This window comes from Pseudoalteromonas sp. G5_S1_54_S4, from assembly GCF_054968565.1.
Genome location: NZ_JBQKUL010000020.1, coordinates 37,922 through 63,421, shown reverse-complemented (window position 1 = coordinate 63,421; position 25,500 = coordinate 37,922). Strand labels below are relative to the sequence as shown.

Here is a 25,500-nt window from a genome sequence, read left to right as displayed (position 1 = left end):
CTTTTATAACACTTTTCATGCTGGTTACTTTTTTATGCGCTGGCCACTCGATCACTTATTCCACTCTACAGGTTTTACTGTAAAGCGTATCAAACGTCTTGCTAAATATGGCTCCGATCACTTTGCTCTGCTTACCGAACTTGTTTATGAAGATGCTAATCAGCAATCACTCGAAACAAAGCCCAGCGAGCTTAAACAGCAAGACATACAAGAGCTGGCAATGAGCAAAGCAGATAAACGCAAAGTACCTATGTTTGAAAAGGGCTAGGTATAGTACAGATATTAGGTTAAAGGTTTTAGGCGAAAGAGAAAGTTAATACATTACGATAGTGCTTTTAAGTTTGCGAAGTTTTCGTAGCAAGTTATTTAGTTTAGCGTTAATTAACAAAGAGATTCATTATGTTTAATAAAATCATCGACTTTTGGTTTAATGAGCTTGAGCCTAAGCAGTGGTGGCAAAAAGATGAGGCGTTTGATTTGATGATTCAGGCTCGTTTTGGCCAATTACACCAGCAAGCGAGTGCGAGTGAGTTATTTCAATGGCGTGAGAGTGCATTAGGCAGCCTAGCTGAAATTATCGTGCTTGATCAGTTCTCGCGCAATATTTATCGTGACAAGCCAGCATCATTCGCCTGTGATTCAATGGCTTTAGCGTTAGCACAATCGGCCATTACAAAAGGGTTTGATAAGAAGTTGACGGATGAGCAGCGAGTATTTTTGTATATGCCTTTTATGCACAGCGAATCGCAGTTAATTCATAAGGAAGCAGTCCGGCTATTTAAGGCGTTAGGTATTCAAAATAACTTAGACTTTGAGTATCAACATAAAGCGATTATCGATAAATTTAATCGTTACCCGCATCGTAATAAAATACTGGGGCGGGAGTCTACAGAAGAAGAACTTGATTTTTTAAAACAGCCCAATTCAGGTTTTTAGATTCATCAGGCAAAAAAACACCGCGTTTATTACAAGCGCGGTGTTTAGTTTTATTAACCAGATACCTGATATTAGCTATTAATCATGATGCTTTTAACATTCACAAACTCGCGAATACCAAAGCCGCCATGTTCTCTGCCATAGCCACTGTCTTTAACACCGCCAAATGGTAGGTTCGGTTGTGCCAGTCCGTAACCGTTTATGTTGATCATACCGGTATCAAAATGCTTTTTAGCCAGCTCAATGGCTTTTTTCTCATCTTTTGAAAAGATACCGCCGCCTAGTCCATAACGGGAGTCGTTGGCAATACGCATAGCATCATCATTATCTTTGGCTTTAATCAAAGATGCCACAGGGCCAAATAATTCGTCATCGTATGCGGGCATCCCTGGTGATAAATTTTCTAACACGGTAGGCGGGTAGTAATAGCCTGTTTGCTGCGGAATTTCGCCGCCTACAATTACTTTTGCGCCTGCATTTACCGAGTCTTGCACTTGCTGATGAATTTTGTCGCGTAAATCTTCTCGTGCCATAGGACCCAGTTCAGTATCTTTATCCATAGGGTCGCCCATTTTAATTGCTTTAAATTGCTGGCTCAGTGCTTCTTTAAAGTCATTGTATAATGAGTCAACTACCACAAAACGCTTGGCAGCGACACAGGTTTGGCCATTGTTAATAATGCGGCCCTGCAAACAGGTTTTAACTGCCAGCGCGAGGTCAGCATCATCAAGTACAACATAAGCATCGTTACTGCCAAGCTCCAATACCGTTTTTTTAACGTGCTTACCGGCCTGCTCAGCTACTTTTTTGCCTGTGCCATCACTTCCTGTGAAGGTAACGCCACTAATGTGTTTATGAGAGATAAGTGCGCTGGCTGTTTTTCCGTCAATTAGTAAGTTACTAAAGCAATGCTCAGGGAACCCAGCTTGTTTAAATAAGGTATCTATTTTTTCAGCCATACCAAACACATTGCCCGCGTGTTTTAATACCGTGGTATTACCCGCCATAATATTTGCGGCACTGTATCTAATAACTTGATAAAGTGGGAAGTTCCATGGCTGAATACCTAGCAACACGCCTGTGGGGCGATAACTTATAATTGCACGACCGCCTTGCATATCGCGTTCTTCGTCGCTCAGCATATCGGCGCCATGTTCTGCGGTATAACGGCAAATGTCAGCACAAAGCTGCACTTCTTGAAAGCCTTGTTCGTACACTTTACCCATTTCTTCGGTCATCAGTTTAGCAAGCGCTTCTTTTTGCTCTTCAAATAAAGAGGCTAGCTTATTCAGGTATTTAGCTCGCTCAGTAAACGAGGTTAATCGCCATGTTAAGTATGTTTCATGAGACTTTTCGATCACTTGTTCTGCTTGAGCTTGAGAAAGCAGCGTATAGCTATTGATGACTTGCTCGGTTGCGGGATTGATCGTATCTACTGTGTTACTCATTTTACCTCCTAACAAATTATGTAATAGGATAGGTGCAAAACCAAAGCCAGTTGGGCGATAGTTTATAAAAATTCATAACTTTTTGTTAATAATGGTTTTTATATTACTTTATACAAAAATCTAGATTTTGTTTGTTCGTTGTTTTTGCTATGGTTCTGTAAATACTGCAAGTTGTTGAAAAAGTTACAGGGAGTAGTTAGATGATACAGTCATTGTTTAATATCGATTTACCGATAATTCAGGCACCTATGGCGGGTGTTCAAAATGAGCAACTTGCTCTTGCTGTGAGTGAGGCTGGAGGGTTAGGCTCTTTGCCTTGCGCCATGTTATCACCAGCACAATTAATTGAGCAGCTAGAAGTACTTAGCCAAAAAACAACGAAACCTTTTAATCTTAACTTTTTTTGTCATAGGGTTGCTGATTACACGAACGAACAAAAGCAGCTATGGCATAATATGCTGGCACCTTATTTTGCAGAGTATGAAATTGACCCGCAAAGTTTAACCGCAGGGGCATCCCGTCAGCCTATAAACCAAGCCGTTGTTGATATTATTGCATCCTATAAACCGGCGGTTGTGAGTTTTCATTTTGGTTTACCTAAGCACGCTATTGTGGCGCAAATAAAAAGCTGGGGCACTAAAGTAATTTCAACGGCGACCACTTTAGATGAAGCTATTTGGCTCAGTGAAAATGGCGCTGATGCTGTTATTGCTCAGGGTTTAGAAGCTGGAGGGCATCGAGGGCATTTTTTATCAATGGATTTAAGCTTGCAACAAACCACTGAGCAGTTAGTTAAGCGTTGTGTTGAGCATTTATCATTACCGATTATTGCTGCAGGAGGTATTGCAACGCCAGATGATGTTAAGCATATGAAAGTGCTGGGAGCCAGTGGAGTTCAAGTTGGTAGCGCTTATTTATTATGTAAAGAGGCAAAAACATCTGCTTTACATCAGCAAGCTATTTTAGAGCAGGCTCAAGATAGCACCGCACTAACTACTTTGTTTTCAGGTCGGGCTGCGCGGGGGATTCAAAACCGCGTCATGCTCGAGTTAGGTACTATGCCAGAGGGCGTGCCTTCGTTTCCTCACGCTAGTAGCGCAATAACTGCATTAAGAACATGCGCTGAAAAAGCAGGCCAAAGTGATTTTTCGCCTTTATGGTGTGGTCAAAAGTATGTGCCTCGGGTGGGGGTATCAGCTGCGGATATTACGCATATTTTAATGAAAAAATGGTAATGTTTAATGCCTGATAACCCACTTTTATCGCTTGGCGATAGTTACGAAGTGCTTATAAATAAGCTTAAATCACAATTGGCAGGTATTTACCCTCAACAGCTTGTCGCGCGCAATACCGTGTTATTGCCCCAAGGCGATGTACAGCGTTATGGCTATTTAATTATGGAGGGGGTTTTAGGTGCTATTCATGATGATATTGATGGCGGGCAAAAATGCAAAGAGTTTTATTTTAAAAATGAGTTTGCATTGCTGTTTGCCAATTGGATGACCTCAAGCCCCGCTTTTTATCAATTAAAAGTAATTAATGAGGCAAGTGTAATTAAAGTACCGCTAACACTATTTGAGCAAGCACAGTACCAACTCATTAAGCAGCAGCTCATTGCGCAGCAACTAATATTTAAAGAAGCCAAAGAAGCATTTTTATTACTCAACAGCCCCGAGCAGCGATACTGTTACTTGCTTAAACATAAACCGCATTGGTTGGCGCAGTTAAGCTTAAGCCAAGTGGCTATGTATATAGGTATTTCGGCCATTTCGTTATCACGAATTCGTAAGCGACTTAACTTAAGTTAAGTGCTGTTTATATAAAGCACTATACACTCCTCATTTTTATGCCTTAAGTGCCTTGGAGTGTTATGTTTTTAATTGCCCAATCATTGGTTGCCGTCGCGACTTTACTCGACTTAGCTTCATTTCAGTTTAAGTCCCGACGTATTATCTTATGTTGTTTATTTACCTCTGTGTTATTAACCTCAGTCCACTTTTTTATTTTGGGTTATAACAGTGCCGCCTGCTTAATGCTTATTGCCGCGTTACGTTATTTTTACTGCATATACTTTAAGCATACTTGGGTCATGTTTGGATTTATGGCAGTGAGTTGTTTAGCCGTTTATTTAACATGGCAAGATTGGTTTAGTGGCTTTGCGCTGGTGGCGACATTAATACAAACCATTGCTTCATTTCAAAATAGAGACTTGCACTTGAGGTTATGTATGGTGGTGGGAACCTCTTTTTGGATAACGCATAATATTTTTGCTGGCTCCCCTGTGGCAATAATTATGGAAAGCCTATTTTTAAGTAGTAACTTATTTGGTTTATATCGATTTTATATTAGTAAAAAAAAGTCTTGCTGAACCTCAAATAGGAACGTAAAATGCAGCAATGTAAACTTATTAAAAGAACTGTTTGGCAATTTCTTTTAATAAAAAGGTTTCTCGAATAATCGACAATCCTTGTTTATCGCTATTAGCTAATGTGCGTTCGTTGTGAGCTATCGCCTCAAAAATATTTACCCATTTAGCTTGCATACCATTTTGTTGCTCATAGTGCTCAAGCTGTGCTTGGCCGAGTTGTTCGTTAATTTCGCATACATAACAGTATGACTTTATATGAATAATATCAAAGTCATCTTTGTACCAAGGACGATATTCTTCATAGAGGCCAAACTCACTGCAAATTTTTATATTTTGCGCGCCAGTTTCTTCATTGAGCTCTCTGATAAGTCCTTGTTCAATGCTTTCATTTGAGTCTATGCCACCACCGGGTAAACTAAAATCGTCATAGCGCTGAGTGTACATTAATAAAATATGCTGTTGTTTAAATACAATTGCGCGAGCAGTAGGGCGAGTAAACTGACAACCATGAGTAATATCAATAGTGGGGTGAATAGTGGTTTTTAATAAGCGCATAACGACTCCAGCAATAAAGGTAAATTATATCAGCTGGTTATATTAATTACTTCATTGTTAAAAAGTAATTAGCTGCAAAGCTTGTTAATTTCAGCGCTTATACATATATCTTAGTTATAATAGCGAATTATAAAAAAATAAAATGTCATTGTTTTGACCATGCTCTGTATATCTTTCATTTGTTGAAAGGGGTGAGTAGAATAATAAAAAAGCATAGGGATTAATCATGTTAAATATACTTTTAGTTGATGACGACATCGAATTTAGTGATGTTATTTGTCACATTGTTGAGTTTCTTGGGCATAATATTCAAACTGCAACCAGTTTAGAAGAAGCGCATCAGTGGTTTGAGAATAACTCCTTTGATCATATATTACTGGATTTCATGTTACCCGATGGTAGCGGCTTGCACTTATTAGATCATTTGAAAATGATTGGTCAATCTCCTAAAGTCACGCTTATTTCAGGGCACCCATCGGTTAAGGGGATTTTAGCCGATATGTGTGAGCCCAATGTAACGCATTTATTAAAGCCGCTGCAGCGAGAAGATTTAGAACTGGTTTTAAATGGTCCTAAAAAAACTGTTAAAAAAGCTAATAAAAACGCTATCACCCATCATTTTGATACCTTAATTGGTGAATCTGAGGCAATGCAAAAGCTCTATACTATGATAGAACGTGTTGCTAAAACACAGGCTAACGTAATGTTAGTAGGTGAAAGTGGTGCCGGTAAAGAAGTGGTTGCACAAGCGATTCATAATGCCAGTCAATGCGAAGGACCTTTAATTGCTAGCAACTGTGGCGCCCTTTCAAAAGAGCTTATTGGCAGTGAATTATTTGGTCATGAAAAAGGTGCCTTTACAGGGGCGATAGCCCGCAAAGAGGGCGTGTTTGAACAGGCAAATAATGGCACCTTATTTTTAGATGAAGTCACTGAAATGCCCATTGGCATGCAGCCTAATTTATTGCGCGTATTAGAAACAAAAAAAGTAACAAGGGTAGGTGGCAACCGAGAAATTCCAACTAACTGCCGCGTTATTTCTGCGACCAACCGTTCTTTAATCGATTTAGCCCAAAATAATATTTTACGTGAAGATATTTACTTTAGGCTTGCCGTATTTCCTATTGATATACCGCCATTACGTGAACGAAAAGACGATATTCCATTACTGGCAAAAGTTTTTTTAGAGCAGTTAAATGACGAAAATGGCACTGCTTTTAGCTGGACGAACGAGCAACTTAAAGAGCTGCAAACGTACGACTGGCCAGGTAATGTACGCGAACTTCGTCACGCTATTCACCGCGCTTTTATTATGAGCGATCCACAAACAAGCGATGTGGCACTGCCAAATAACCTAGAGTCACCTTTTTCACGAGTAAATAATCAAGCTCAGGAAAATCAGGTTTCTGCAGGGCAAACCATTGAAGAAGTTGAAAAAGAGCTTATTCATGCAACACTCGATAAAGTACAAGGTAATAAAACATTGGCTGCACAAATGTTAGGTATAAGTACTAAAACGCTTTATAACCGCCTTAACGCATATGGTGGCATTGGCGAATATAAATAAAATAACATGAGGATAGTATGGCATTAACTAAACAAATAAAGCCTTTAAACGAACTAGTACATGATGCGCGAGCACCGTTAAATCGTATTTCAATGAATGCTGAGCTTATCAAGCTAGTACTTGAAAACGATATGCCCGTTGAAAAAGCACTCGAGGCACTCGATAAAATAATTGTTAATTGCCAAGCATGTAGTGACAGTTTACAGCTTATTTCAGACTCAAAATAATAAAAACCAGGACGATAAATGATTAAACGCAAACAGCAAGGCAAAGCAAATGTTATATGGGCGTTATTTATCTCCATAATACTATGCATTATTGTAGGTAATGCATTTTTAGCGGTTAATACCATACAAGGCTTAACGCGTACTCAGCAAAGTTTAGATAATACTAATATGCTAAGTACAGCCATTGAGCAAATGCATCTCTCTGTAGTGCAGGCTGAATCAGGGCAGCGCGGGTATTTATTAACGCAGGACGATGATTACTTAGTTCCATATTACGATGCGGTTGCACAAATTGAATCGCAAACCGATTATGTTCGCTCTTTAAACTCTGAAATTGAGGGGCAAGCTGAGCGTATTGCAACGTTAATCTTATTAGTTGATAGTAAAATTGCTGAGCTTAAAAGCACAGTTCAATTAGCATTAAATGACAAAGAAGAACGTGCAATGCTCATACTCAACTCTCATAAAGGGCGTGACCTATACCGAGAGATTCGTGTACTTGTTAATGATATTCAAGATCGAGAGCTGTTATTTAAAGTCAGTCACTTTTCTAAATTAGCGCAAATAAAAAACGAGGCAAAAATCACTTTTGCAATTACAGCCATCACGAGTGCTTTACTTATTGGTGGTATGTTTTTACTTGCGCGGCTTAACTTAAAAAATGCGGCGGTATATCGAGCTGAGCTCGAAATGCAAAACGAAACCTTAGCCAGTAAAGTGACCGAACGTACCCAAGAACTTACGTTATATTCTGATGAGTTAAGTCGCAGTAACCGTGAGTTAGAAGAGTTTGCTTTTGTTGCCAGTCATGACTTGCAAGAGCCGCTGAGAAAAATTCAAGCATTTAGCGATCGTCTTGAAAGCATGTTTAAAGACGAGTTAGGTGAAAAAGGAACTGACTACATTGCTCGAATGAAAAATGCTGCGCAGCGCATGTCTAATTTAATTAATGATTTATTAGAGTTCTCTCGAGTAACAACTCGAGGTAAAGATTTTACCGACACCAATCTAAATAGCATACTTAATGATGTTTTAAGCGATTTAGAAATAGCCATTAACGAGTCTAATGCGCAAGTGATAACGGTTGATATGCCAATCATTCAGGCTGATCCGAGTCAAATGCATCAGCTGTTTTTAAACTTAATTTCAAATGCTGTTAAGTTTAGAGCGCCTAACGTAAACCCTGTTATTGATATTAGCTTTGAACGAATTAGCGAGTTTAGTGAAGACCATAATAGTAAAGTAAGTTGGCATGTTATTACTGTAAAAGATAATGGTATCGGCTTTTCAGCTGAGTATGCAGATAAAATATTTGTGCCATTTCAGCGTTTACATGGGCGTTCTCAATATAAAGGAACCGGCGTTGGATTATCTGTATGTCGCAGAATTGTAGAGCGACATGGAGGAACTATTACAGCAATAAGCACCCCTAACGAAGGCGCAACCTTCATTATTAAACTACCTGTGGATGCAGAGTTGTTCACATTACAAGGAGAGGCATAATATGCCATTAACAAACGTAAAACCCATTACCATTTTAATGGCAGACGATGATGAAGATGATCGTTTATTAACCCAAGATGCCCTCGCTGAAAGTCGCGTTTTAAATGAATTACACTTTGTTGAAGACGGTGTAGAGCTTTTAGAGTATTTAGAGCGTACAGGCAAGTTTGAAGATAAAACCCTGTCACCAAGACCTGGCTTGATTTTACTCGACTTAAACATGCCGAGAATGGATGGACGTGAAGCACTTCAAGCGATTAAAGCCAACCCTAATTTAAAAGGTATTCCCGTTGTTATTTTAACTACTTCAAAGCAAGAAGAGGATATGGTTAAAGGTTACGATTTAGGTGCGGCGTCATATATTACCAAGCCAGTAACTTTTGATGGTTTAGTTGAGTTGATGAAAACGTTAGGTAAATACTGGGTTGAATTTGTAGAGCTACCAAGCACGTTTCACGATTAAGCATATAATTAAAATAGGAGACGCTATGTTAGCAAAGGCAACGAAACTGCTATTGGTTGAAGATGATGAAGATGATTATATTCTTACTCGTGACTATTTAGAGCAGCTCAGTTCCCATGTGTTTAACATAGAGTGGATAAGCTCTCCTGAGCAGGCAATACATGTACTAAGTAAAAATGAGCATGATATTTGCCTGCTTGACTATCGCTTAGGTGCCTCAGATGGCTTAAGTGTTTTAAAGCAAGCGATTAAGAATGGCTTTTGTGGGCCTATTATCATGTTAACGGGGCAATCTAACGATGCGCTAGATTCGGCTGCGCTTGATGCTGGTGCGGTTGATTACTTAGTTAAAAGTGAAATGAGTGGTAGCCGGTTTGCCCGTTCTATTCGTTATGCTTTAGCGCGCCGCGATGTAGAAGATGAGCGAGTTGAACGTTTAAAAGCGGAGGCTGAAAACCGTTCAAAAGACCGCTTTTTAGCGCATTTAAGCCACGAACTACGAACTCCCTTGTCGTCTATTTTAGGCTATACCGAACTACTTATGCTCAGTGACTTTAGCAAGCAAGCTGAAAATGAGTTGGGTGTTATTTATCGTAATGGCAAGCACTTATTGAGCTTACTGAATGATGTTTTAGATTTATCTAAAATTGCAGTCGATAAGCTTGAGCTAAGCTTGGGGGATGTTAATCTTGATAGTCTAATGGCCGACGTGTTTACGCTAATGCGTGTATCAGCCCTTGATAAAGGTTTATCATTAAAATTTGAATCACTGGAGCCTTTGCCATTAGTTATTCGTGTAGATGCTACTCGGGTTCGACAAATTCTCATTAACCTGATCAATAATGCGATAAAATTTACCGAGCAAGGCGAAATTATCGTTAACGCATGGACAGAGACGGAGGCTGATCGTGAAATGCTCTTTTTTAGCATTAAAGATTCAGGCTTGGGTATTGCTCCAGAAAAACAAGCACTCATCTTTAAGCCTTTTGAGCAAATTGCAGATGTAGAGTCGCGCTCAGTAGGTGGTGCGGGCTTGGGATTAGCTATTTGTTCTGAGCTACTTAGTCGTATGCAGGGTACTATTTCATTAGATTCTTATGTAGGTGAGGGCTCAACGTTTACCATTTCCTTATACCCTGGTGATATCAGACAGGTAGAGCGCAATTTATTAAAACTTGATTTAACCCCCAACATGCAGCAAAAAGTAGCGCCATGCGAAGTAAGTGGTAAAGTGTTGGTGGTGGATGATTTACGCGATTTACGTGTGTTAGTTGGCCATTTAATTGGCTCAGCGGGTGCAGATGTAGATTATGCTGATAATGGCAAACAAGCGCTTGATAAGGTTAAAAAGCAACTCGCAGAGGGGCGCGCCGCTTACGATATCATATTTTTAGATATTCATATGCCGGTGATGGGTGGGAAAGAAGCTGCCATTGAACTTAGAAAGTTAGGGTTTAAAGGGGCGATTATTGCTTTAACCGCGGCCACCATGAAAGGTATTCATAACGAACTAACCGCGCTAGGGTTTGATGATATGATTGCTAAACCTGTGGATTCCAACTTACTTTACCAATGCTTAGAGTCAGCGCTGGGGAAAAAAACACAACGTGTTTCATCGATACAACCAGCGCCAAAACATAATACTAATATAAAGCGTTTTTTATTAGTGGAAGACGATGCTGATGCCGGACAAATTACTCAGTTATTATTAGAAAGTTTGGATGTAGACACGGATATAGCAACAAGTGTCAAAGACTGTAAGGCGACGCTTGAGCATAACAGTAATTACGACAAAGTATTACTCGATATGCATTTACCCGATGGTTCAGGTTTAGAGCTTGCTGGGTTTATTAAAGAACACTATCCTGATATTCAACGAGTTATTATTAGTGGAATGGAGCCTGATGCCGTACACATTAGGCAGCTAGAAATAGAGCAAGTTTTGCTTAAACCAATAAACTTGGCGCTATTAAGTAAACTTGTTTAACGCCACTATTTGCCAATTTATATAATAATTAGCTAGGTAATATTAACGACCGATTGGCGTATGACTAATTCGGGCTGAAATAAAGTTTGAATAGGCTGTACGCTTTTTTGATATACATGGCTCAGTACCCACTGTGCAGCTACTTTTCCCATTTCATCTATTGGGTAATTAATAGTGCTTAAAGGGGGGTATACATGGCGGGTAAAGAACACGTTATCGTAGCCTATTATTGAAAGTTGTGCGGGTAGTTCAATGCCATGCTCTCTGGCACTGACCATTGCACCCGTTGCCATTTCGTCATTGGCGCACACTAAGGCAGTAATGGCGGGGTTATTTTTATAAAGAGCAGAAAATCCTTCGTAGCCGCTATCTTCTATAAAGTCACCTTCATACAAACTGTTTTCATCAAACTCAATGGCATGTTCAGCAAGTGCTTGTTTATGTCCGTTTAAACGCTCTTGAGCGTCTTTTTTCCATAAAGGGCCGCTAATGTAAGCAATGTTTTTGTGACCAGACTCAAGAATGTATTTAGTCGCTAAATAGCCCCCTTTAACATTATCAAGAATAATACAGCGATCGGCGAGCTCAGGAATATGGCGATTAAGTAAAACAAACGGCGTTTTACCTTTGCTCAGCTTTATTAAATATTCATCGCTAACCGCTTCAACATGCAAAATAAGTGCATCACAATTACGGCTAATTAAAAACTCTATGCCTTGTTGTTCCCGCTCTGCGTCACTGTGCCCTGCGGTAATAATAACGTGTTTACCTTGTTTTCTGAGGGTGTTTTCTATGCCGCTCATCATAGGGCCATAAAAAGGACCTTTTAACTCAGAAACCAATAAGCCAGCACTATTAGAGCAATTAGAGGCCAGCGATTGCGCAATAGAATTTGGGCGGTAGCCTAATTCTTCCATCGCTAAAGTCACTTTTTTTCTGGTTGCATCACTTACGTTTGCATTGTTGTTCATTACTCTTGAAACAGTGGCAAGTGATACCCCTGCAAGCTTTGACACCTCATAAATGGTGGCCATACTATTCCTTGTTACAAATTACTTTTTTGTGTTAAATCGGCGGTGATTTTTTTTATGGTTTTGTTATCTAAGTTGTATTTAGTCATTATTAAAGCCACAAGTATACTGCCAATAGCAGGGTAGAGTGTAAATGAGGTTAAAATACCGCTTTTAGTTGCTTCGCTTAATTCTACATTGGCTTGATACTGATAATACGCAAGTAACCAACCCGCTATAGCGCCGCCTAATGCGAGCCCCAATTTGATAAAAAATACCACGCTTGCATAAACCAAACCTGTGAGTCGTTGACCATTTTGCCAAACTCCGTAGTCAATAGCATCTGCCATTTTTGCCCACAATAAAGGTGTCGCCATTTGAGTGAAAAAGCACCATAAAAAATACATTAAAAAGGCGAGTAAAACTTGCTCATTAGGGACAAAAAAAGCAAAACAGCTCAATATGGCAGAAATATATTGCAGATAAATATAAGCCGTTTTTTTATCTAAGCGTTTACTTAAAGGTTGCGCACACGCACAGCCTATAATATTACCGACCATACCTAAAGTCACAAATTCGGTGATTAAATCTTCTTTTCCAAGAACATACTTTACATAGTAAATAGCTAATGTCGTGCGCAGCACCATACTGGTCAATAATATCAGTGCTGCCATACACAATATTTTAAACGGCTGATTTTGCCATAAAACGTGAAGTTGTGTTTTTAAAGATAATTTATGTGGTGGATTGATCACCCGCTCTTTGGTGTAACGAAAACAAATTAGAAATAACACTACACCAAGGCAACTCATAACCAGCATGGTGAGTTGATAGCCCAACTCGTTATTACCCTCCCCAAACCACTTTACTAAAGGTAAAGTGCAGCTCGTAACCAATAACCCCCCCAGCATGCCAAACACAAATCGATATGATTGAATAGATACCCGTTCGTTAGGATTGCTACTGAGTACGCCGCCAAGTGCCGAATAAGGAATGTTAATTGCGGTATAAACCAACATTAGCAAGGTGTAGGTAACGAACGCGTAAATAATTTTGTTGCCGTCATCCATCGCGGGGGTAGTAAAGGTAATTACGCTTATAACAGCAAAGGGGATGGCAAGCCAAAGTAGGTAAGGTCGGTAGCTACCGTATTTTGTATGAGTGGCATCGGTCAGGGCGCCCATTATTGGGTCTGTAACTGCATCAATGACTCTGACGACTAAAAAAAGGGTACCAACAACAGCAGGCGAAATACCAAAAATGTCCGTGTAAAAAAAGGTTAAAAATAGCATTACGGTTTGAAAAATAATATTACTGGCCGTGTCACCTAGGCCATAAGCTATTTTTTCTTTTTTACTCAGCATAAAAGCCACTCATTATTATTTTTGGCGCTGTTTAAGAAAATCACGATACGCAATTGCGCTTTGTTTTAAGGTGCGTTGTTGAGTTTGGTAATCAACATAGACTAGCCCAAAGCGTTTTTCATAGCCATAGGCCCATTCAAAATTATCCATTAAACTCCATGCAAAGTAGCCTTGCACATTAACGCCTTGCTCAACGGCATTATGAACGGCATTAAGGTGTGTATGGTAGTAATTGATACGATGTATGTCATCTACTTTTCCATCTATTAATACATCGGCCATCGCTGCACCGTTCTCAGTTATATATACTTTGGGTAGCGTGTAACGATCATTTAATGAAAGTAGGAGTTCACACAATCCCTGTGGGTATATTTCCCAGCCCATATCAGTGGTGGCAATATTCTCTAAAGGAGCTTCGCTAAACCAATGATCTGGCGTATTTTTGTAATGGATACGAGTATAGTAATTAACCCCTAAAAAATCGATTTTTTGGCTAATAATTGCCATGTCGCCATTTGCAACATCAGGTTTTGCATCATTTGCAAGCTCCTTAATCACTTCAGGGTAGCGGCCTTCCAGCACTGCTTGAATATACCACTGGTTATGGTAGTCATCGGCTAATTTAGCAGCGCGTTCATCGTCAGGAGTAAATGGATAGGCAGGGCTAAAATTAAGCACAATACCGGCCTCTATCTTAGGGCAGTTTTTGCGTATCACTTGCATCGCAAGTCCATGAGCGAGTAATAAGTGGTGCGCCGCTTGGCGTCCTGCTTTTTGACTTTTTATGCCTGGTGCATGTACCCCTATTTCATAGCCTAGGTAGGCACTACAAAACGGTTCGTTTAAGGTCGCATAAGAATCCACTAAGCCCTCTAGTTGCTGAGTTACTATATGAGCGTAATGAGCAAATTGATACGCGGTATCGCGATTTAGCCAACCACCGTTGTTTTCTAAATGTTGTGGCAAATCCCAGTGATATAAAGTGACATAAGTTTTAATATTGCGTGCTTTAAGAGCCTGTAGTAATGACTTATAGAACGCCATGCCCTGAATGTTTAAACTTCCATCTTGGTGTAAAACGCGGGGCCAAGAAATAGAAAGTCGATAGGCATCAACGGCTAAATCGGCAATCATTTGAACGTCTTGTTGCCAATATTTTACATGCTCACAGGCGTGATTACCGTTACTGTTATCTGCAATGGTGTTTGGTTTGCTACAAAAAGTATCCCAAATACATGGCAATCGCGTGTTGTGGCTTCCCTCTATTTGAAAAGAGGCCGTGGCAACACCAAAAATAAACGGCGATTTTAAAAGGGCTGACGTGCCTGGCAAATAAATTGTTTTAAACACAATGAGATACGTCCTTAAGCTTGCAATAATAATGCGCTTTACCGTAATTAGCTAAGCAATAGAAATGGTATAATACAGCAATGTAAGCGCTTACAATATTATTTGTAAATAAATTGATAAATTTTCTCTGTATGCTATAAATGTAAGCGCTTACATTTGGTGTTGCAACTATTATCTGCTTTTTAAGTTTTACTAAACGCAATTAAATAGAGGTAACAATCTGATAATTATAAATAATTAGAGATTATACTATGGCACATATCACACAGCCACTACCGGCAGTAGAAAACAGCCAAAAACCAGGGTCTACACACACCTTTGCGTTAACATCGCTTACGACCTTGTTTTTTATGTGGGGTTTTCTTACTTGCCTGAACGATATTTTAATTCCGTATTTAAAGGGAATGTTCTCCCTTAATTACACCCAAGCAATGTTGGTACAATTTTGTTTTTTTGGTGCCTACTTTGTTATGTCAATTCCTGCAGGAAAACTCGTTAGTAAAATAGGTTACCAATTTGGTATTGTTGTTGGTTTGGTTGTCGCTTCGATAGGGTGTGCATTATTCTACCCCGCTGCAGAGGCACATGTTTACGAACTATTTTTACTTGCTTTATTTGTGCTTGCTTCAGGGATCACTATTTTACAAGTCTCTGCTAACCCTTATGTAAGCGTATTAGGGCCTGCAAAAACAGCGTCTTCGCGTTTAACCATGACCCAAGCTTTTAACTCTTTAGGAACAACGGTTGCGCCATTATTTGGTAGTTGGTTGATTTTGTCTGAAATTAGTCAAGCTACAGCCGAACAAGTTAAGTTCCCTTACTTAATGCTCAGTGCAAGTTTACTGACACTGGCTATTATTTTTGCTTTTTTGAAGTTACCTAAACTCGGTAAAGCGATTGATAGTGAAGCTGAAAATCAAGGTGACACTGAGTTTGTTGACTTAGGCAGTGTTTGGAAATATCGCCATCTTATTTTGGGCGCTATTGGTATTTTTGTTTATGTAGGTGCTGAAGTTGCGATTGGTAGCTTTTTAGTCGGCTTTTTAACCCTTGACCATATTGCAGGTTTACCAGAGCAACAAGCTGCACATTATATTAGCTATTATTTTGCAGGTGCAATGATAGGGCGATTTGCTGGCGCTGCGATTATGCAAAAATTAAATGCAGCCAAGGTGTTAGCTTGTCATGGTATTTTGGCCGGTGTGTTAGTATTAATTGCAATGACAGGTCAAGGGTCACTCGCTATGTGGGCTATTTTATTGGTTGGTCTGTGTAACTCTATTATGTTCCCTACTATTTTTAGTTTAGCGCTTCAAGGCTTGGGTAAATACACCTCACAGGGGTCGGGTATTTTATGCTTAGCGATTGTAGGTGGAGCTATTATTCCATTACTACAAGGTATGCTGGCTGACAATATCGGTGTGCAGTTAGCGCTTATACTGCCTATTGGCTGCTATTTATATATTACTTACTTCGCGCTGTTTGGTGCAAAAAAAACAACGTCAACTCGTCTTTAAGTTTTAGGTGAATGCTATGATTATTAAACGAACTTTTTCAGTCACTGCACTGATGCTAGCAGCAATAACCAGCAGCGGTTGTTCGCAACCCTCTAACAGTGCTAGCGATGCGACAAATCAAAAAGAAATTTGGCCAACAATAGAAACCGGTATTAAAAGCGATGCTCAAATGGAGCAAAAAATCGCAGATATGTTAAAGAGCATGACGCTAGAGCAAAAAATAGCGCAAATGATCCAACCTGAAATTCGTCATATTACGGTTGAAGATATGCGTAAATATGGCTTTGGCTCCTATTTAAACGGCGGTGGCTCGTTTCCAAATAACAATAAACATGCAACCCCGGAAGACTGGGTTGATTTAGCTGAAAAGATGTATCAAGCGTCTATTGATGATTCCCTCGATGGCAGCACGATTCCTACAATGTGGGGCACCGATGCGGTACATGGACACAACAATGTGATTGGTGCGACTTTGTTTCCGCATAATATTGGTTTAGGGGCGGCGAACAACCCTGAACTTATTGAAAAAATTGCCGCAGCAACGGCGCGTGAAGTTATGGTTACCGGTATTGACTGGGTATTTGCACCTACGGTTGCCGTAGTGCGAGATGATCGTTGGGGTCGCACTTACGAGGGCTACTCTGAAGACCCTGAAATAGTAAAAGCGTATTCAGCCTCAATTGTTAAAGGCTTACAAGGCGCTGTTGATGAAGACTTTTTGTCAGATACGCGTGTAGTCAGTACGGTTAAGCATTTTTTAGGTGATGGCGGTACTGTGAATGGCGATGATCAAGGTAATAATATCGCCTCTGAAGAAGAATTATTTGCGCTTCATGCTCAAGGTTATGTTGGTGGTTTAGGTGCAGGTGCACAAACGGTAATGGCCTCGTTTAATAGCTGGCATGGTGAAAAAATTCACGGCAGTAAATATTTACTGACCGATGTGCTTAAAGATAAGATGGGTTTTGATGGCTTTGTTGTCGGTGACTGGAATGGCCACGGGCAGGTTAAAGGTTGTTCTAATAGTAACTGTGCTCAAGCGGCTAATGCGGGCTTAGACGTATACATGGCACCGGATGAGTGGAAACCATTATTTAGCAACTTGGTTAACCAAGCTAATAGCGGTGAAATCCCACTCAGTAGAATTAATGATGCAGTAACGCGTATTTTACGCGTTAAAATGCGTGCAGGGTTATTTGATAAACCAAGCCCTGCGAAGCGCCCCCTGTCTGGAAAAACTGAAATTATTGGTAGTAGCGATCACCGTGCAGTGGCTAAACAGGCTGTACGCGAGTCTTTAGTATTACTTAAAAATAAGCAGCAGTTACTGCCATTATCACCTAAAACCAACGTATTAGTTGCAGGCATAGGGGCTGATAACATAGGTATGCAGTCGGGTGGTTGGAGCGTTACGTGGCAAGGTACAGGTAATAAAAACAGTGATTTTCCTGGTGGCAGCTCTATTTATGCAGGTATTAAAGATACTGTAGAGCAAGCTGGTGGCAGTGCAGCGCTGAGCGTTGAAGGGGAATATACAGCACGCCCTGATGTCGCCATTGTGGTGTTTGGTGAGCAACCATACGCAGAGGGTAATGGTGATGTTGATAACCTCGAATACCAGCGCGGTAATAAAAGCGACTTAGCGCTACTGCGTAAGTTTAAAGATGCGGGAATCCCTGTTGTTTCATTATTTATAAGCGGTCGCCCTATGTGGGTTAATGCTGAGCTTAACGCCAGTGATGCGTTCGTTGCTATTTGGCTTCCAGGTAGTGAAGGCGATGCTATTAGCGATGTCTTGTTTAAAAATGCAGACGGTTCAATTAATCATGACTTTAAAGGCAAGCTATCGTTTTCCTGGCCTAATAATCCAATTGATAATGAAAACCGTAACGACGAAGCTTACAGCCCATTACTTCCTTATGGTTTTGGTTTAACTTACAACGATAGTAATGTCTTAAAAGATGACTTGGTGGAGCAAACTCAACAGACTGAAAAACTGGATGATTTAGTATTGTTTGAGCGTGCAATTAAAGCACCGTGGTCACTGGTTTTAAAAAGTGGCGAGCAACAAAAAACGGTGGCGAGCAGTCGCGAGTCATTAGGTGCGGTGAGCATCCAAACATTTGATAAAGAGGTGCAAGAAGATGCACGCGCTATTCGTTTTAATGGCCAAGCAATGGCTGGGGTTAATTTAGCCGCGGCATTTCCATCTGACTTACGCTCATACGTTGAGAGTAATGGCCAACTGCAAATACAAATTAAAGTAGATAAAGCCGCGGCTAGTCCGTTATGGGTTGGTATGGGGTGTGGTGAGAGTTGTCAGGGTAAGTTTGATATTACTGATAACCTTGAGCAATCAGGTCAATGGCAAACATTAAACATCAACTTAAGTTGTTTTGCAGAGCAAGGTGTTGACTTAGCACAAGTGTTCACCCCTTGGCAGTTAAGCACGCAAGGTGATTGGCATGTATCTATTGCTAAGCTGGTTATTACAGCAAATGCTGCCGAGCAAGGTAGTGTTACTTGTAAGTAGTCAATAATCTATCAATAAGCAGGTACTGAGAGTACCTGCTTTTTATTTTAAAAGCGTAGTACAAAAACCTGCCAAATTAGTCCCTTCTTACTTTTATTCCATTCTATGTGATTGGTTATTTTCAGCTCAGTAGTAGTCACATAAATATGATAAACTGCATTCGCTTTTGCGTTAATAATTTGAGAGTATGCCAAAATATTAAATGCGTTATGTAATTAACAGGTGAGAAAATGAATCATATAAAACTAGCCTCTCAGAGCATACAACCTTCAAAAATAGTCTGTGTGGGGCGCAATTACAGTGCGCATATTGCTGAATTAAACAACGAACACCCTGAGCAAATGGTAATTTTTAATAAGCCTAATAGCGCGATCACTAATACCTTACTCTCTTCCCATAACGGTGATACGTTGCATTATGAAACTGAATTATGCTTTGTGATAAAAAATAAGCAGCTTGCAGGCGTAGGGATTGGACTTGATTTGACTAAGCGAGCTTTGCAAAGCAGTTTAAAAGAAAAGGGCTTGCCGTGGGAACGTGCTAAAGCATTCGATGGCTCAGCATTATTTAGTGATTTTATTGAGTTAACGCCAGAGATGACATCGTTTATATTTGAATTACATATTGATGGCAAGCCGGTTCAACATGGTGATAGCCAACTTATGTTGCACCAACCTGCACAAATATTGGCTGAGGTTAGTCAGTTTATGAGCCTCGAAGAAGGCGACATTATTATGACTGGCACGCCTGCTGGCGTAGGGATGGTTAGTACTGGACGAGAGTTCAACGTTGCTCTTTATTCTGGTCAGCAGTGTTTATTGGAGCATCATTGGTCTGTGAGTCAAAGTTAATTATGTGTTGATAATATTGTTTATCAAAATTATCGATATGTTCACTTAGCCAGTGTCGCTGGCTTAGTTGATGAGCCGCTGATTCTAGTATGGCACTTTCTAATGCCGCATTAATTTTCTTAATTGCCTGATTAGCAAAATCATTAGGCGCATTAGTCGCACAGCCTACAGCTCCTTTGATTAATGAGCGCGTATTTTGAGCTATGGGTATGCTAACGATTTTTATAGGGTGTTGTTGCTGGTTAAAGTAACTGGCCATAAAAGGGTAATCGAGCGAGTAGTCTAAAAAGCCATGCCTCAACCTATCGATCACAACGCCACTCTCATTATCACTACTTAAGCTCAAGGACACGTTATGATGGCTCAAAGAGTTTTCAATAATCATATTTATGTGTGGTGAAAAACGTCGTGCTGCGGCTTGTCCATAGGTAAAGCGTTCATCGCTAAGTAAACTAATTAAATTTATAGGATTACCATGTGCTTTAGTAAGTGTTTCTGCTTTTTGGTTAGTTGTAATAATACTAAACTCAGGGTAGATAGAGGTAGGGCGTGAGTATGTATAGACTTCGTTGGTGCTCTTTTTATGGATTACGCATGGAAAGCAGACATTTTTGCCTTCTTTGATATATTTATTAATTCGTTTTTGTGGAACAAATAATCGAGTATGTTTTACATCCTTTATACTACTGATAAGTTGCTTAGTTAAATTGTCACACAAGCCCATTTGAGTATTCTCTGAGTCTAAGTGAAAAGGTGGTGTATTGCTTTGTAGCCATAAAATTTCAGTGAGCTGATTTTTAGATTGGCTAATACTGTTACTCGAGAATATTAAAAATAGCAGGCAGAAATAACGAGCTGTATCCATAAAAAGCTGATAATTCTTTATTAAATGACTGTATTTAATTATACCTTAGCGCTTAAAAAATAAACATAAAGAATAGCAAAGAATCAACATTATTGAATAACATTTACTCTTTGCTTAATTTCATTAGTAAGGCATTGGGTTCTTTCTGAATATGATATCAATCGCTGATAACACGTCATCGCTCAGTGTTAGGTCAAACGCATCAATGTCTTCTTTTAATTGCGCCATAGTGGTGGCGCCGATAATGGATGATGTGACTCCATCAACTTGATTACACCAAGCCAGCGCTAATTGAGCTGGGGTGATAGTGTGTGCATGGGCAAGTTCAACATACTCTTTGGTCGCCTGTTGTGATTGTGGCGTATCACGAAAAATACCGTTACGCTGCATAAATGTCCAGCGAGAGCCTTCAGGGCGCGCTCCATTTAGGTACTTACCGGTTAATAGCCCTGCGGCCAATGGTGACCAAGGTAAATAAGCAATATCTTCATGTACACATTGTTCTATTAAATAAGGCCAATCTTTGGCATGTACTAGGCTAAACTCGTTTTGGATAGACACCATTTTTGGCAAGTTATGCTCTTTTGATAAATTTAAAAATTGGCTAATTCCCCAAGGCGTATCATCATAAAGCCCACAATGCTTAATTTTTCCTGCTTTAACACACGCATCTAACCCCTCTAAAATATCAAGCATATCAGCGGTGTGTTGTTTTGCATCTACCTCGGTAAATTTAAGCATACCAGGCCATTGCCTTGCAAAATGAGGAGTGCGACGATTTGGCCAATGTAATTGGTATAAGTCAATATAATCTGTTTGTAAGCGTTTTAGAGACTGATCAACGGCATCAATAACAGCTTGGCGAGTAATATCACCGCCATCACGTACCCAAGAAAGCCCATTACCGGCAATTTTAGTTGCAATAACAATGTCTTTTCGTTTTTGTGAATTACGTGCTATCCAATTGCCTATAATTTCTTCTGTTTTACCGTAGGTATCGGGAGAGGGAGGAACAGCATACATTTCTGCTGTATCAATAAAGTTCACACCCTGCTCAAGCGCATAGGCTATCTGTTGGTCGGCATCATGCTGAGTGTTTTGTACTCCCCAGGTCATGCTACCTAAACACACTCTTGAAACGCTAACACCACTACTGCCTAATTGACTATATTGCATTGCTAATCCTAATTATTCGGTTTGAGAGTTTGCTTTTAAAGCCGATAACAATGGCTCAGTGATCGTGGCTTTTTGGCCTGTTTTAAAGTCAAACATCACCACTTTTGACATGCCTGTGGTTGTTATCGCGTTTTGCGCATGACTAAACACACTGTAGTTCATTACAAAGCGGTCAGATTTAATATCACTAATGGTAATACCTACGCTCAATGTGTCGGGAAAGGTAACTGGACGCTTATAGCGAATATTATTTTCACTGATCACAGGCCCCGTAGCTTTTGAGTTGATGGTATCAAATAAATTTAATTTATTTAAAAAATCGATTCTGGCTATTTCAAAATAACGCAGGTAAACACAGTTATTAACATGCTGTAGGGCATCCATATCGCCCCATGCCACAGTGATATCGGTATGAATAGGGTATTGTTGTTTAAACGTTTCCATGTATTTATTGCTCTTAATTTTAAAGCATTTAGATTAGCAATATGGTCGGATGAGCTCAAGGGAATTATAACTAGGGGTGGAGCTATTCTGTATTGCCCTCATGGATGTAAATAAGGGACGTAAGCAGGACATGGAAGCTTTGCGCCTTTTTTATTTAAACAATTAGGCTATAAACCTCGCGCCGTGAGTAAACTGCCTCAGATTGAACAAACCTTAACCTTAAAAGAACAACAGTGCTAAATAAAAACCATTGAGTAAAAATTGTACCTCTTTAAATTCATGGCTATAGTAACTATTAACACACAAGGAGATAACTATGCAGAATATAATTAATTGGTTATTGGCATGCACCGTTTTTATAGCGTCGTTTACTTGTTACGCTATGGGTAATGAGGCTGGGGCAATTGTTTTGATTTTATTAGGCTTTTCTTTAGAAATTTTATTTTGGATGTATTGTTTTAATAAGCCAAAGAAAAGTAAACGCTCTTTTTAAGCAATAACATGCTTGCTAATTAAAAGTGATTCCACAATAATGGCTGTATAAATAAACAGTTGTTATTGTGTGATGAAAAAGTTTATTCATATAGATATGGACTGCTTTTATGCGGCCGTAGAAATGCGCGACAATCCTAAGCTTGCAAGCGTACCGCTGGCAATTGGCGGAAATAGTCGCCGTGGAGTGCTCTCTACCGCTAACTATATTGCTAGAGAGTATGGGGTGCGCTCTGCTATGTCTAACTATCATGCCAAACAGCTTTGCCCTGACTTAGTTATTGTGCCTGGCAGAATGGCTGTTTATAAACAAGTATCAACACAGATCCGCGCCATTTTTAACCGCTATACTGACCTTGTAGAACCTCTTTCGCTTGATGAAGCATATTTAGATGTAACTCACAGTACTGCTTTTAAGGGCAGTGCAACGTTAATTGCTGAGCAAATTCGTGCCGATATTTTTAATACCACAGGACTGACTGCATCTGCAGGTATTGCCCCAATAAAGTTTATTGCCAAAATAGCCAGTGATGAAAATAAGCCTAATGGGCAATTTGTGGTATTGCCTGAGCAGGTTGACTCGTTTTTAGCCCAATTGCCATTAGGTAAAATTCCTGGAGTGGGTAAAGTAACTCTAGAAAAGCTTAATTTAAAAGGGTTATACACGGGGCAAGATGTGCGCGAAAAAGGGGCTAATTGGATGCAACAGCATGTGGGTAATTTTGGTGTGTCGTTATATCAAAAGTGCATGGGTGAGCATATAGGGCGCGTTTCCACCGAGCGGGTACGTAAGTCATTGAGTGTGGAACATACTTATGAATACAACAAAAACAGCCTAGATGAATGCCTTGAACAATTACCGCAACTGTTAGATGAACTCTTGGTTCGATTAAATAAACAGCAACTACAACATAAAATTAATAAATTAAGTGTTAAAGTTAAATTTGCTAATTTTGTAGTGACCTCAGCAGATCAAGCTGCGCATCAATTAAACACGGCTATTTTTAAAGAGTTACTCGCCAAAGCCTATCAACGTGGATTACAACAACCGGTGCGCTTATTAGGAATTGGCGTGGGTATTAAAAATCAACCAGAGCATAATTTACAGCTCAGTATTTTAGATGTGTAAAACGTGTAACTCCAAGTTGCCAGTAAGTAAGCAGGTTATCGCAGTTCACTGGTTATAAATTGCTAAATAAATAATAATAGGGACTACGTTTTCTAACAGGATCCTTTTTTATGGCATATCCAAAAGCAGTACTGGCTAAGCCGGTAAGTGCAAGCCTAGATTGTACATCGCATGATGCACTTATTATTATCAGCAACGACTTTTCTCATTTACCAAATACGCCACTGCGTGATGCAATTTTAGACCAAGCCCAAGTAGACTCTCGCATAGGCAATCAAGTCACCTTGTTAGTGATTGCCGGTAAACGTGTCGTGTTAGCGCCAACAGGCCCTTTAAACAGAGATTATGACGACGTTCGTCGTTATTTTGATGCAGCCAAATTAGCCATTAATGAGGCAAAAGCATCAGGTAGTGTTAACCCTGCTATTTATTTACCCGCTTTAAATACGGATAGCCGTTATCAACATGCTCTTGAAGTGGCTTACTTAGGCGCATGCCAAGCATTATGGCAACCCCTAGAAGCGCGTGAGTTTCATGGTCAAGGTATTGAACCTATTACTCAAATAGGCTTAATTGATGCCAATGAGCAAACAATCAAAGCAGTCAATGCGTTAGCTGCGGGGCAATATGCCGCACGTGATTTATGTGGCACCGAGCCTGAACGCATGGCTCCCCCACGTTTTGCTGATTATTGTACTGAGTTATTTGAAAACAGTGCGGTGAGCGTTGATGTGATTGATGATTTAGCTGCCATTGATAAGCATTACCCCATGCTAAGTACCGTTGCTCGCGCATCGTATGCGGTAGAGCGTCATCATCCACGCGTTGTTAAACTTGAATACGTGCCTGAGGGCGAAGTAACCCGAACACTGATGTTTGTTGGTAAAGGTTTAGTCTATGACACGGGCGGTGCAGATTTAAAAGTCGGTGGTTTTATGGCGGGCATGAGCCGCGATAAAGGCGGTGCGGCCTCGGTTGCTGGATTTATGAAAGCAGTAGCCGATTATCAGCCTAAAGGAGTTAAAGTGATTGCCTTTTTAGCGGTTGTACGCAACTCTATTGGTTCAGATTGTTTTGTCCCTGATGAAATAATTACTAGCCGTGAAGGTGTGCGAGTACGTATTGGTAATACCGATGCCGAAGGGCGTTTAGCTATGGGTGATTTACTTAGTGAAATGAAAGACTTAGCTAAAAATGAAATAAATCCAACGTTGTTTACAGTGGCAACCTTAACAGGGCACGCTGCGCGCGCGATGGGGCCTTATGGTGCTTATGTAGAAAATGGGCCCGCGCGTAGTGCTAATATTTCACGCCAATTAGCCGATTGTGGTGATTTATGGGCTGACGGTGCTGAAGTGTCGCGTTCACGCCGTGAAGATTATGATTTTATAAAACCACGCACTTTAGCTGACGATGTGCTTTCTAGTAATAATGCGGCTTCTGCTGTCACAGCGCGCGGCCATCAATTCCCTATGGCATTTTTAGCTGTGGTAGGTGGATTAAATAAGCATGGAAATGAATCTACTTTACCACTTCCTTATGTACATATGGATATTGCTGGTAGTGGCGTTGAAGGCGGCGACTGGCAACATGGTAAACCAACTGCAGCGGCAGTTAGCAGTTTATTTGCCCGCTATTGTTTATAATTTTCTATAAATAATCCTAAAAAGCCCTGAAAATCAGGGCTTTTTAATTGGTGGAAGATATTTATTATC

General features: G+C 40.1%; 24 protein-coding genes. 16 read left to right on the top strand and 8 right to left on the bottom strand.

Going from position 1 to position 25,500, the window contains the following annotated elements:
* Positions 1-268, top strand: a 268-nt coding sequence (locus ACTRWE_RS09645; protein ID WP_462879918.1) for an endonuclease/exonuclease/phosphatase family protein, incomplete at its 5' end; no start/stop codon positions are given.
* 131 nt (positions 269-399) lie between these two features.
* Complete coding sequence (locus ACTRWE_RS09640; protein ID WP_462879917.1) at positions 400-936, top strand: DUF924 family protein; 537 nt, start codon at positions 400-402, stop codon at positions 934-936.
* A 71-nt stretch (positions 937-1,007) separates the two neighbouring features.
* On the opposite strand, the gene ACTRWE_RS09635 is transcribed toward ACTRWE_RS09640, so the two are convergent.
* Entirely contained in the window at positions 1,008-2,384 is a 1,377-nt protein-coding gene (locus ACTRWE_RS09635) for an NAD-dependent succinate-semialdehyde dehydrogenase (protein WP_016900150.1), read from the bottom strand.
* A gap of 200 nt (positions 2,385-2,584) precedes the next feature.
* Between ACTRWE_RS09635 and ACTRWE_RS09630 the strand changes: the two genes are divergently transcribed.
* The 3 genes from ACTRWE_RS09630 (at position 2,585) to ACTRWE_RS09620 (ending at position 4,752) form a co-directional block, all read left to right on the top strand.
* The gene (locus tag ACTRWE_RS09630; RefSeq protein WP_290191754.1) at positions 2,585-3,619 is read left to right on the top strand and encodes an NAD(P)H-dependent flavin oxidoreductase; all 1,035 of its coding nucleotides are present in this window, start codon (positions 2,585-2,587) and stop codon (positions 3,617-3,619) included.
* A gap of 6 nt (positions 3,620-3,625) precedes the next feature.
* The gene (locus ACTRWE_RS09625; protein ID WP_462879916.1) at positions 3,626-4,192 is read left to right on the top strand and encodes a Crp/Fnr family transcriptional regulator; all 567 of its coding nucleotides are present in this window, start codon (positions 3,626-3,628) and stop codon (positions 4,190-4,192) included.
* A 62-nt stretch (positions 4,193-4,254) separates the two neighbouring features.
* Positions 4,255-4,752 (top strand): YgjV family protein, encoded by a 498-nt coding sequence (locus ACTRWE_RS09620; RefSeq protein ID WP_036979954.1) that lies wholly within the window; start codon positions 4,255-4,257, stop codon positions 4,750-4,752.
* A 39-nt stretch (positions 4,753-4,791) separates the two neighbouring features.
* Here ACTRWE_RS09620 and ACTRWE_RS09615 read toward each other — a convergent pair whose 3' ends face one another.
* A complete protein-coding gene (locus tag ACTRWE_RS09615) occupies positions 4,792-5,307 on the bottom strand; it encodes an NUDIX hydrolase (RefSeq protein ID WP_462879915.1) in 516 nt (171 codons plus the stop codon).
* A 226-nt stretch (positions 5,308-5,533) separates the two neighbouring features.
* Between ACTRWE_RS09615 and ACTRWE_RS09610 the strand changes: the two genes are divergently transcribed.
* Genes ACTRWE_RS09610 through ACTRWE_RS09590 form a run of 5 tightly spaced genes read left to right on the top strand, consistent with a single transcriptional unit; the run spans position 5,534 to position 11,054 of the window.
* Positions 5,534-6,874, top strand: coding sequence for a sigma-54-dependent transcriptional regulator (locus ACTRWE_RS09610; RefSeq protein WP_462879913.1), 1,341 nt, complete (start codon positions 5,534-5,536; stop codon positions 6,872-6,874).
* A gap of 17 nt (positions 6,875-6,891) precedes the next feature.
* Positions 6,892-7,101, top strand: coding sequence for a hypothetical protein (locus ACTRWE_RS09605; protein WP_028834349.1), 210 nt, complete (start codon positions 6,892-6,894; stop codon positions 7,099-7,101).
* A gap of 18 nt (positions 7,102-7,119) precedes the next feature.
* Complete coding sequence (locus tag ACTRWE_RS09600) at positions 7,120-8,604, top strand: sensor histidine kinase (protein WP_248474113.1); 1,485 nt, start codon at positions 7,120-7,122, stop codon at positions 8,602-8,604.
* A 1-nt stretch (position 8,605) separates the two neighbouring features.
* On the top strand, positions 8,606-9,067 hold the full coding sequence (locus tag ACTRWE_RS09595) for a response regulator (RefSeq protein WP_250653179.1): 462 nt from the start codon (positions 8,606-8,608) through the stop codon (positions 9,065-9,067).
* A gap of 25 nt (positions 9,068-9,092) precedes the next feature.
* Positions 9,093-11,054 (top strand): ATP-binding response regulator, encoded by a 1,962-nt coding sequence (locus tag ACTRWE_RS09590; RefSeq protein WP_462879912.1) that lies wholly within the window; start codon positions 9,093-9,095, stop codon positions 11,052-11,054.
* A 32-nt stretch (positions 11,055-11,086) separates the two neighbouring features.
* On the opposite strand, the gene ACTRWE_RS09585 is transcribed toward ACTRWE_RS09590, so the two are convergent.
* The 3 genes from ACTRWE_RS09585 to ACTRWE_RS09575 are packed head-to-tail and all read right to left on the bottom strand — an operon-like array spanning position 11,087 to position 14,778.
* On the bottom strand, positions 11,087-12,088 hold the full coding sequence (locus ACTRWE_RS09585) for a LacI family DNA-binding transcriptional regulator (RefSeq protein ID WP_290191750.1): 1,002 nt from the start codon (positions 12,086-12,088) through the stop codon (positions 11,087-11,089).
* An 11-nt stretch (positions 12,089-12,099) separates the two neighbouring features.
* Positions 12,100-13,428, bottom strand: a complete 1,329-nt coding sequence (locus ACTRWE_RS09580; protein WP_024601541.1) for a glycoside-pentoside-hexuronide (GPH):cation symporter — start codon at positions 13,426-13,428, stop codon at positions 12,100-12,102.
* A gap of 15 nt (positions 13,429-13,443) precedes the next feature.
* The gene (locus tag ACTRWE_RS09575; RefSeq protein ID WP_427684016.1) at positions 13,444-14,778 is read right to left on the bottom strand and encodes a GH1 family beta-glucosidase; all 1,335 of its coding nucleotides are present in this window, start codon (positions 14,776-14,778) and stop codon (positions 13,444-13,446) included.
* A 251-nt stretch (positions 14,779-15,029) separates the two neighbouring features.
* Between ACTRWE_RS09575 and ACTRWE_RS09570 the strand changes: the two genes are divergently transcribed.
* The 3 genes from ACTRWE_RS09570 to ACTRWE_RS09560 all read left to right on the top strand — a co-directional run bounded on the left by ACTRWE_RS09570 (position 15,030) and on the right by ACTRWE_RS09560 (position 19,679).
* Positions 15,030-16,295 (top strand): sugar MFS transporter, encoded by a 1,266-nt coding sequence (locus tag ACTRWE_RS09570; protein ID WP_427684018.1) that lies wholly within the window; start codon positions 15,030-15,032, stop codon positions 16,293-16,295.
* A 16-nt stretch (positions 16,296-16,311) separates the two neighbouring features.
* The gene (locus ACTRWE_RS09565) at positions 16,312-18,828 is read left to right on the top strand and encodes a glycoside hydrolase family 3 protein (protein WP_427684020.1); all 2,517 of its coding nucleotides are present in this window, start codon (positions 16,312-16,314) and stop codon (positions 18,826-18,828) included.
* Positions 18,829-19,058: 230 nt separating this feature from the next.
* Entirely contained in the window at positions 19,059-19,679 is a 621-nt protein-coding gene (locus ACTRWE_RS09560; RefSeq protein WP_350654941.1) for a fumarylacetoacetate hydrolase family protein, read from the top strand.
* Here ACTRWE_RS09560 and ACTRWE_RS09555 read toward each other — a convergent pair.
* From ACTRWE_RS09555 to ACTRWE_RS09545, 3 genes are all read right to left on the bottom strand, one after another.
* Positions 19,612-20,544, bottom strand: coding sequence for an ABC transporter substrate-binding protein (locus ACTRWE_RS09555; protein ID WP_096038191.1), 933 nt, complete (start codon positions 20,542-20,544; stop codon positions 19,612-19,614). The two genes, ACTRWE_RS09560 and ACTRWE_RS09555, sit on opposite strands and share 68 nt — an antisense overlap.
* 123 nt (positions 20,545-20,667) lie before the next feature.
* Positions 20,668-21,720, bottom strand: coding sequence for an aldo/keto reductase (locus tag ACTRWE_RS09550; RefSeq protein ID WP_462879911.1), 1,053 nt, complete (start codon positions 21,718-21,720; stop codon positions 20,668-20,670).
* Positions 21,721-21,732: 12 nt separating this feature from the next.
* Positions 21,733-22,164 carry an acyl-CoA thioesterase gene (locus tag ACTRWE_RS09545; protein WP_076922037.1) on the bottom strand — a complete coding sequence of 144 codons (432 nt, stop codon included), beginning with the start codon at positions 22,162-22,164 and terminating at the stop codon, positions 21,733-21,735.
* 316 nt (positions 22,165-22,480) lie between these two features.
* Between ACTRWE_RS09545 and ACTRWE_RS09540 the strand changes: the two genes are divergently transcribed.
* The 3 genes from ACTRWE_RS09540 to ACTRWE_RS09530 all read left to right on the top strand — a co-directional run bounded on the left by ACTRWE_RS09540 (position 22,481) and on the right by ACTRWE_RS09530 (position 25,431).
* Positions 22,481-22,657, top strand: coding sequence for a hypothetical protein (locus tag ACTRWE_RS09540; RefSeq protein WP_013464196.1), 177 nt, complete (start codon positions 22,481-22,483; stop codon positions 22,655-22,657).
* 72 nt (positions 22,658-22,729) lie between these two features.
* Positions 22,730-23,785, top strand: a complete 1,056-nt coding sequence (gene dinB, locus ACTRWE_RS09535) for a DNA polymerase IV (RefSeq protein WP_462879909.1) — start codon at positions 22,730-22,732, stop codon at positions 23,783-23,785.
* A gap of 110 nt (positions 23,786-23,895) precedes the next feature.
* Positions 23,896-25,431, top strand: a complete 1,536-nt coding sequence (locus tag ACTRWE_RS09530) for a M17 family metallopeptidase (RefSeq protein WP_462879908.1) — start codon at positions 23,896-23,898, stop codon at positions 25,429-25,431.
* The last annotated feature ends 69 nt before the right edge of the window (positions 25,432-25,500 follow it).

Excerpts from the sequence above, each read along its gene's own strand:
- ACTRWE_RS09640 (WP_462879917.1), top strand. The coding sequence starts at position 400 with ATGTTTAATAAAATCATCGACTTTTGGTTTAATGAGCTTGAGCCTAAG.
- ACTRWE_RS09635 (WP_016900150.1), bottom strand. The coding sequence starts at position 2,384 with ATGAGTAACACAGTAGATACGATCAATCCCGCAACCGAGCAAGTCATC.
- ACTRWE_RS09630 (WP_290191754.1), top strand. The coding sequence starts at position 2,585 with ATGATACAGTCATTGTTTAATATCGATTTACCGATAATTCAGGCACCT.
- ACTRWE_RS09625 (WP_462879916.1), top strand. The coding sequence starts at position 3,626 with ATGCCTGATAACCCACTTTTATCGCTTGGCGATAGTTACGAAGTGCTT.
- ACTRWE_RS09620 (WP_036979954.1), top strand. The coding sequence starts at position 4,255 with ATGTTTTTAATTGCCCAATCATTGGTTGCCGTCGCGACTTTACTCGAC.
- ACTRWE_RS09615 (WP_462879915.1), bottom strand. The coding sequence starts at position 5,307 with ATGCGCTTATTAAAAACCACTATTCACCCCACTATTGATATTACTCAT.
- ACTRWE_RS09610 (WP_462879913.1), top strand. The coding sequence starts at position 5,534 with ATGTTAAATATACTTTTAGTTGATGACGACATCGAATTTAGTGATGTT.
- ACTRWE_RS09605 (WP_028834349.1), top strand. The coding sequence starts at position 6,892 with ATGGCATTAACTAAACAAATAAAGCCTTTAAACGAACTAGTACATGAT.
- ACTRWE_RS09600 (WP_248474113.1), top strand. The coding sequence starts at position 7,120 with ATGATTAAACGCAAACAGCAAGGCAAAGCAAATGTTATATGGGCGTTA.
- ACTRWE_RS09595 (WP_250653179.1), top strand. The coding sequence starts at position 8,606 with ATGCCATTAACAAACGTAAAACCCATTACCATTTTAATGGCAGACGAT.
- ACTRWE_RS09590 (WP_462879912.1), top strand. The coding sequence starts at position 9,093 with ATGTTAGCAAAGGCAACGAAACTGCTATTGGTTGAAGATGATGAAGAT.
- ACTRWE_RS09585 (WP_290191750.1), bottom strand. The coding sequence starts at position 12,088 with ATGGCCACCATTTATGAGGTGTCAAAGCTTGCAGGGGTATCACTTGCC.
- ACTRWE_RS09580 (WP_024601541.1), bottom strand. The coding sequence starts at position 13,428 with ATGCTGAGTAAAAAAGAAAAAATAGCTTATGGCCTAGGTGACACGGCC.
- ACTRWE_RS09570 (WP_427684018.1), top strand. The coding sequence starts at position 15,030 with ATGGCACATATCACACAGCCACTACCGGCAGTAGAAAACAGCCAAAAA.
- ACTRWE_RS09565 (WP_427684020.1), top strand. The coding sequence starts at position 16,312 with ATGATTATTAAACGAACTTTTTCAGTCACTGCACTGATGCTAGCAGCA.
- ACTRWE_RS09560 (WP_350654941.1), top strand. The coding sequence starts at position 19,059 with ATGAATCATATAAAACTAGCCTCTCAGAGCATACAACCTTCAAAAATA.
- ACTRWE_RS09555 (WP_096038191.1), bottom strand. The coding sequence starts at position 20,544 with ATGGATACAGCTCGTTATTTCTGCCTGCTATTTTTAATATTCTCGAGT.
- ACTRWE_RS09550 (WP_462879911.1), bottom strand. The coding sequence starts at position 21,720 with ATGCAATATAGTCAATTAGGCAGTAGTGGTGTTAGCGTTTCAAGAGTG.
- ACTRWE_RS09545 (WP_076922037.1), bottom strand. The coding sequence starts at position 22,164 with ATGGAAACGTTTAAACAACAATACCCTATTCATACCGATATCACTGTG.
- ACTRWE_RS09540 (WP_013464196.1), top strand. The coding sequence starts at position 22,481 with ATGCAGAATATAATTAATTGGTTATTGGCATGCACCGTTTTTATAGCG.
- dinB (WP_462879909.1), top strand. The coding sequence starts at position 22,730 with ATGAAAAAGTTTATTCATATAGATATGGACTGCTTTTATGCGGCCGTA.
- ACTRWE_RS09530 (WP_462879908.1), top strand. The coding sequence starts at position 23,896 with ATGGCATATCCAAAAGCAGTACTGGCTAAGCCGGTAAGTGCAAGCCTA.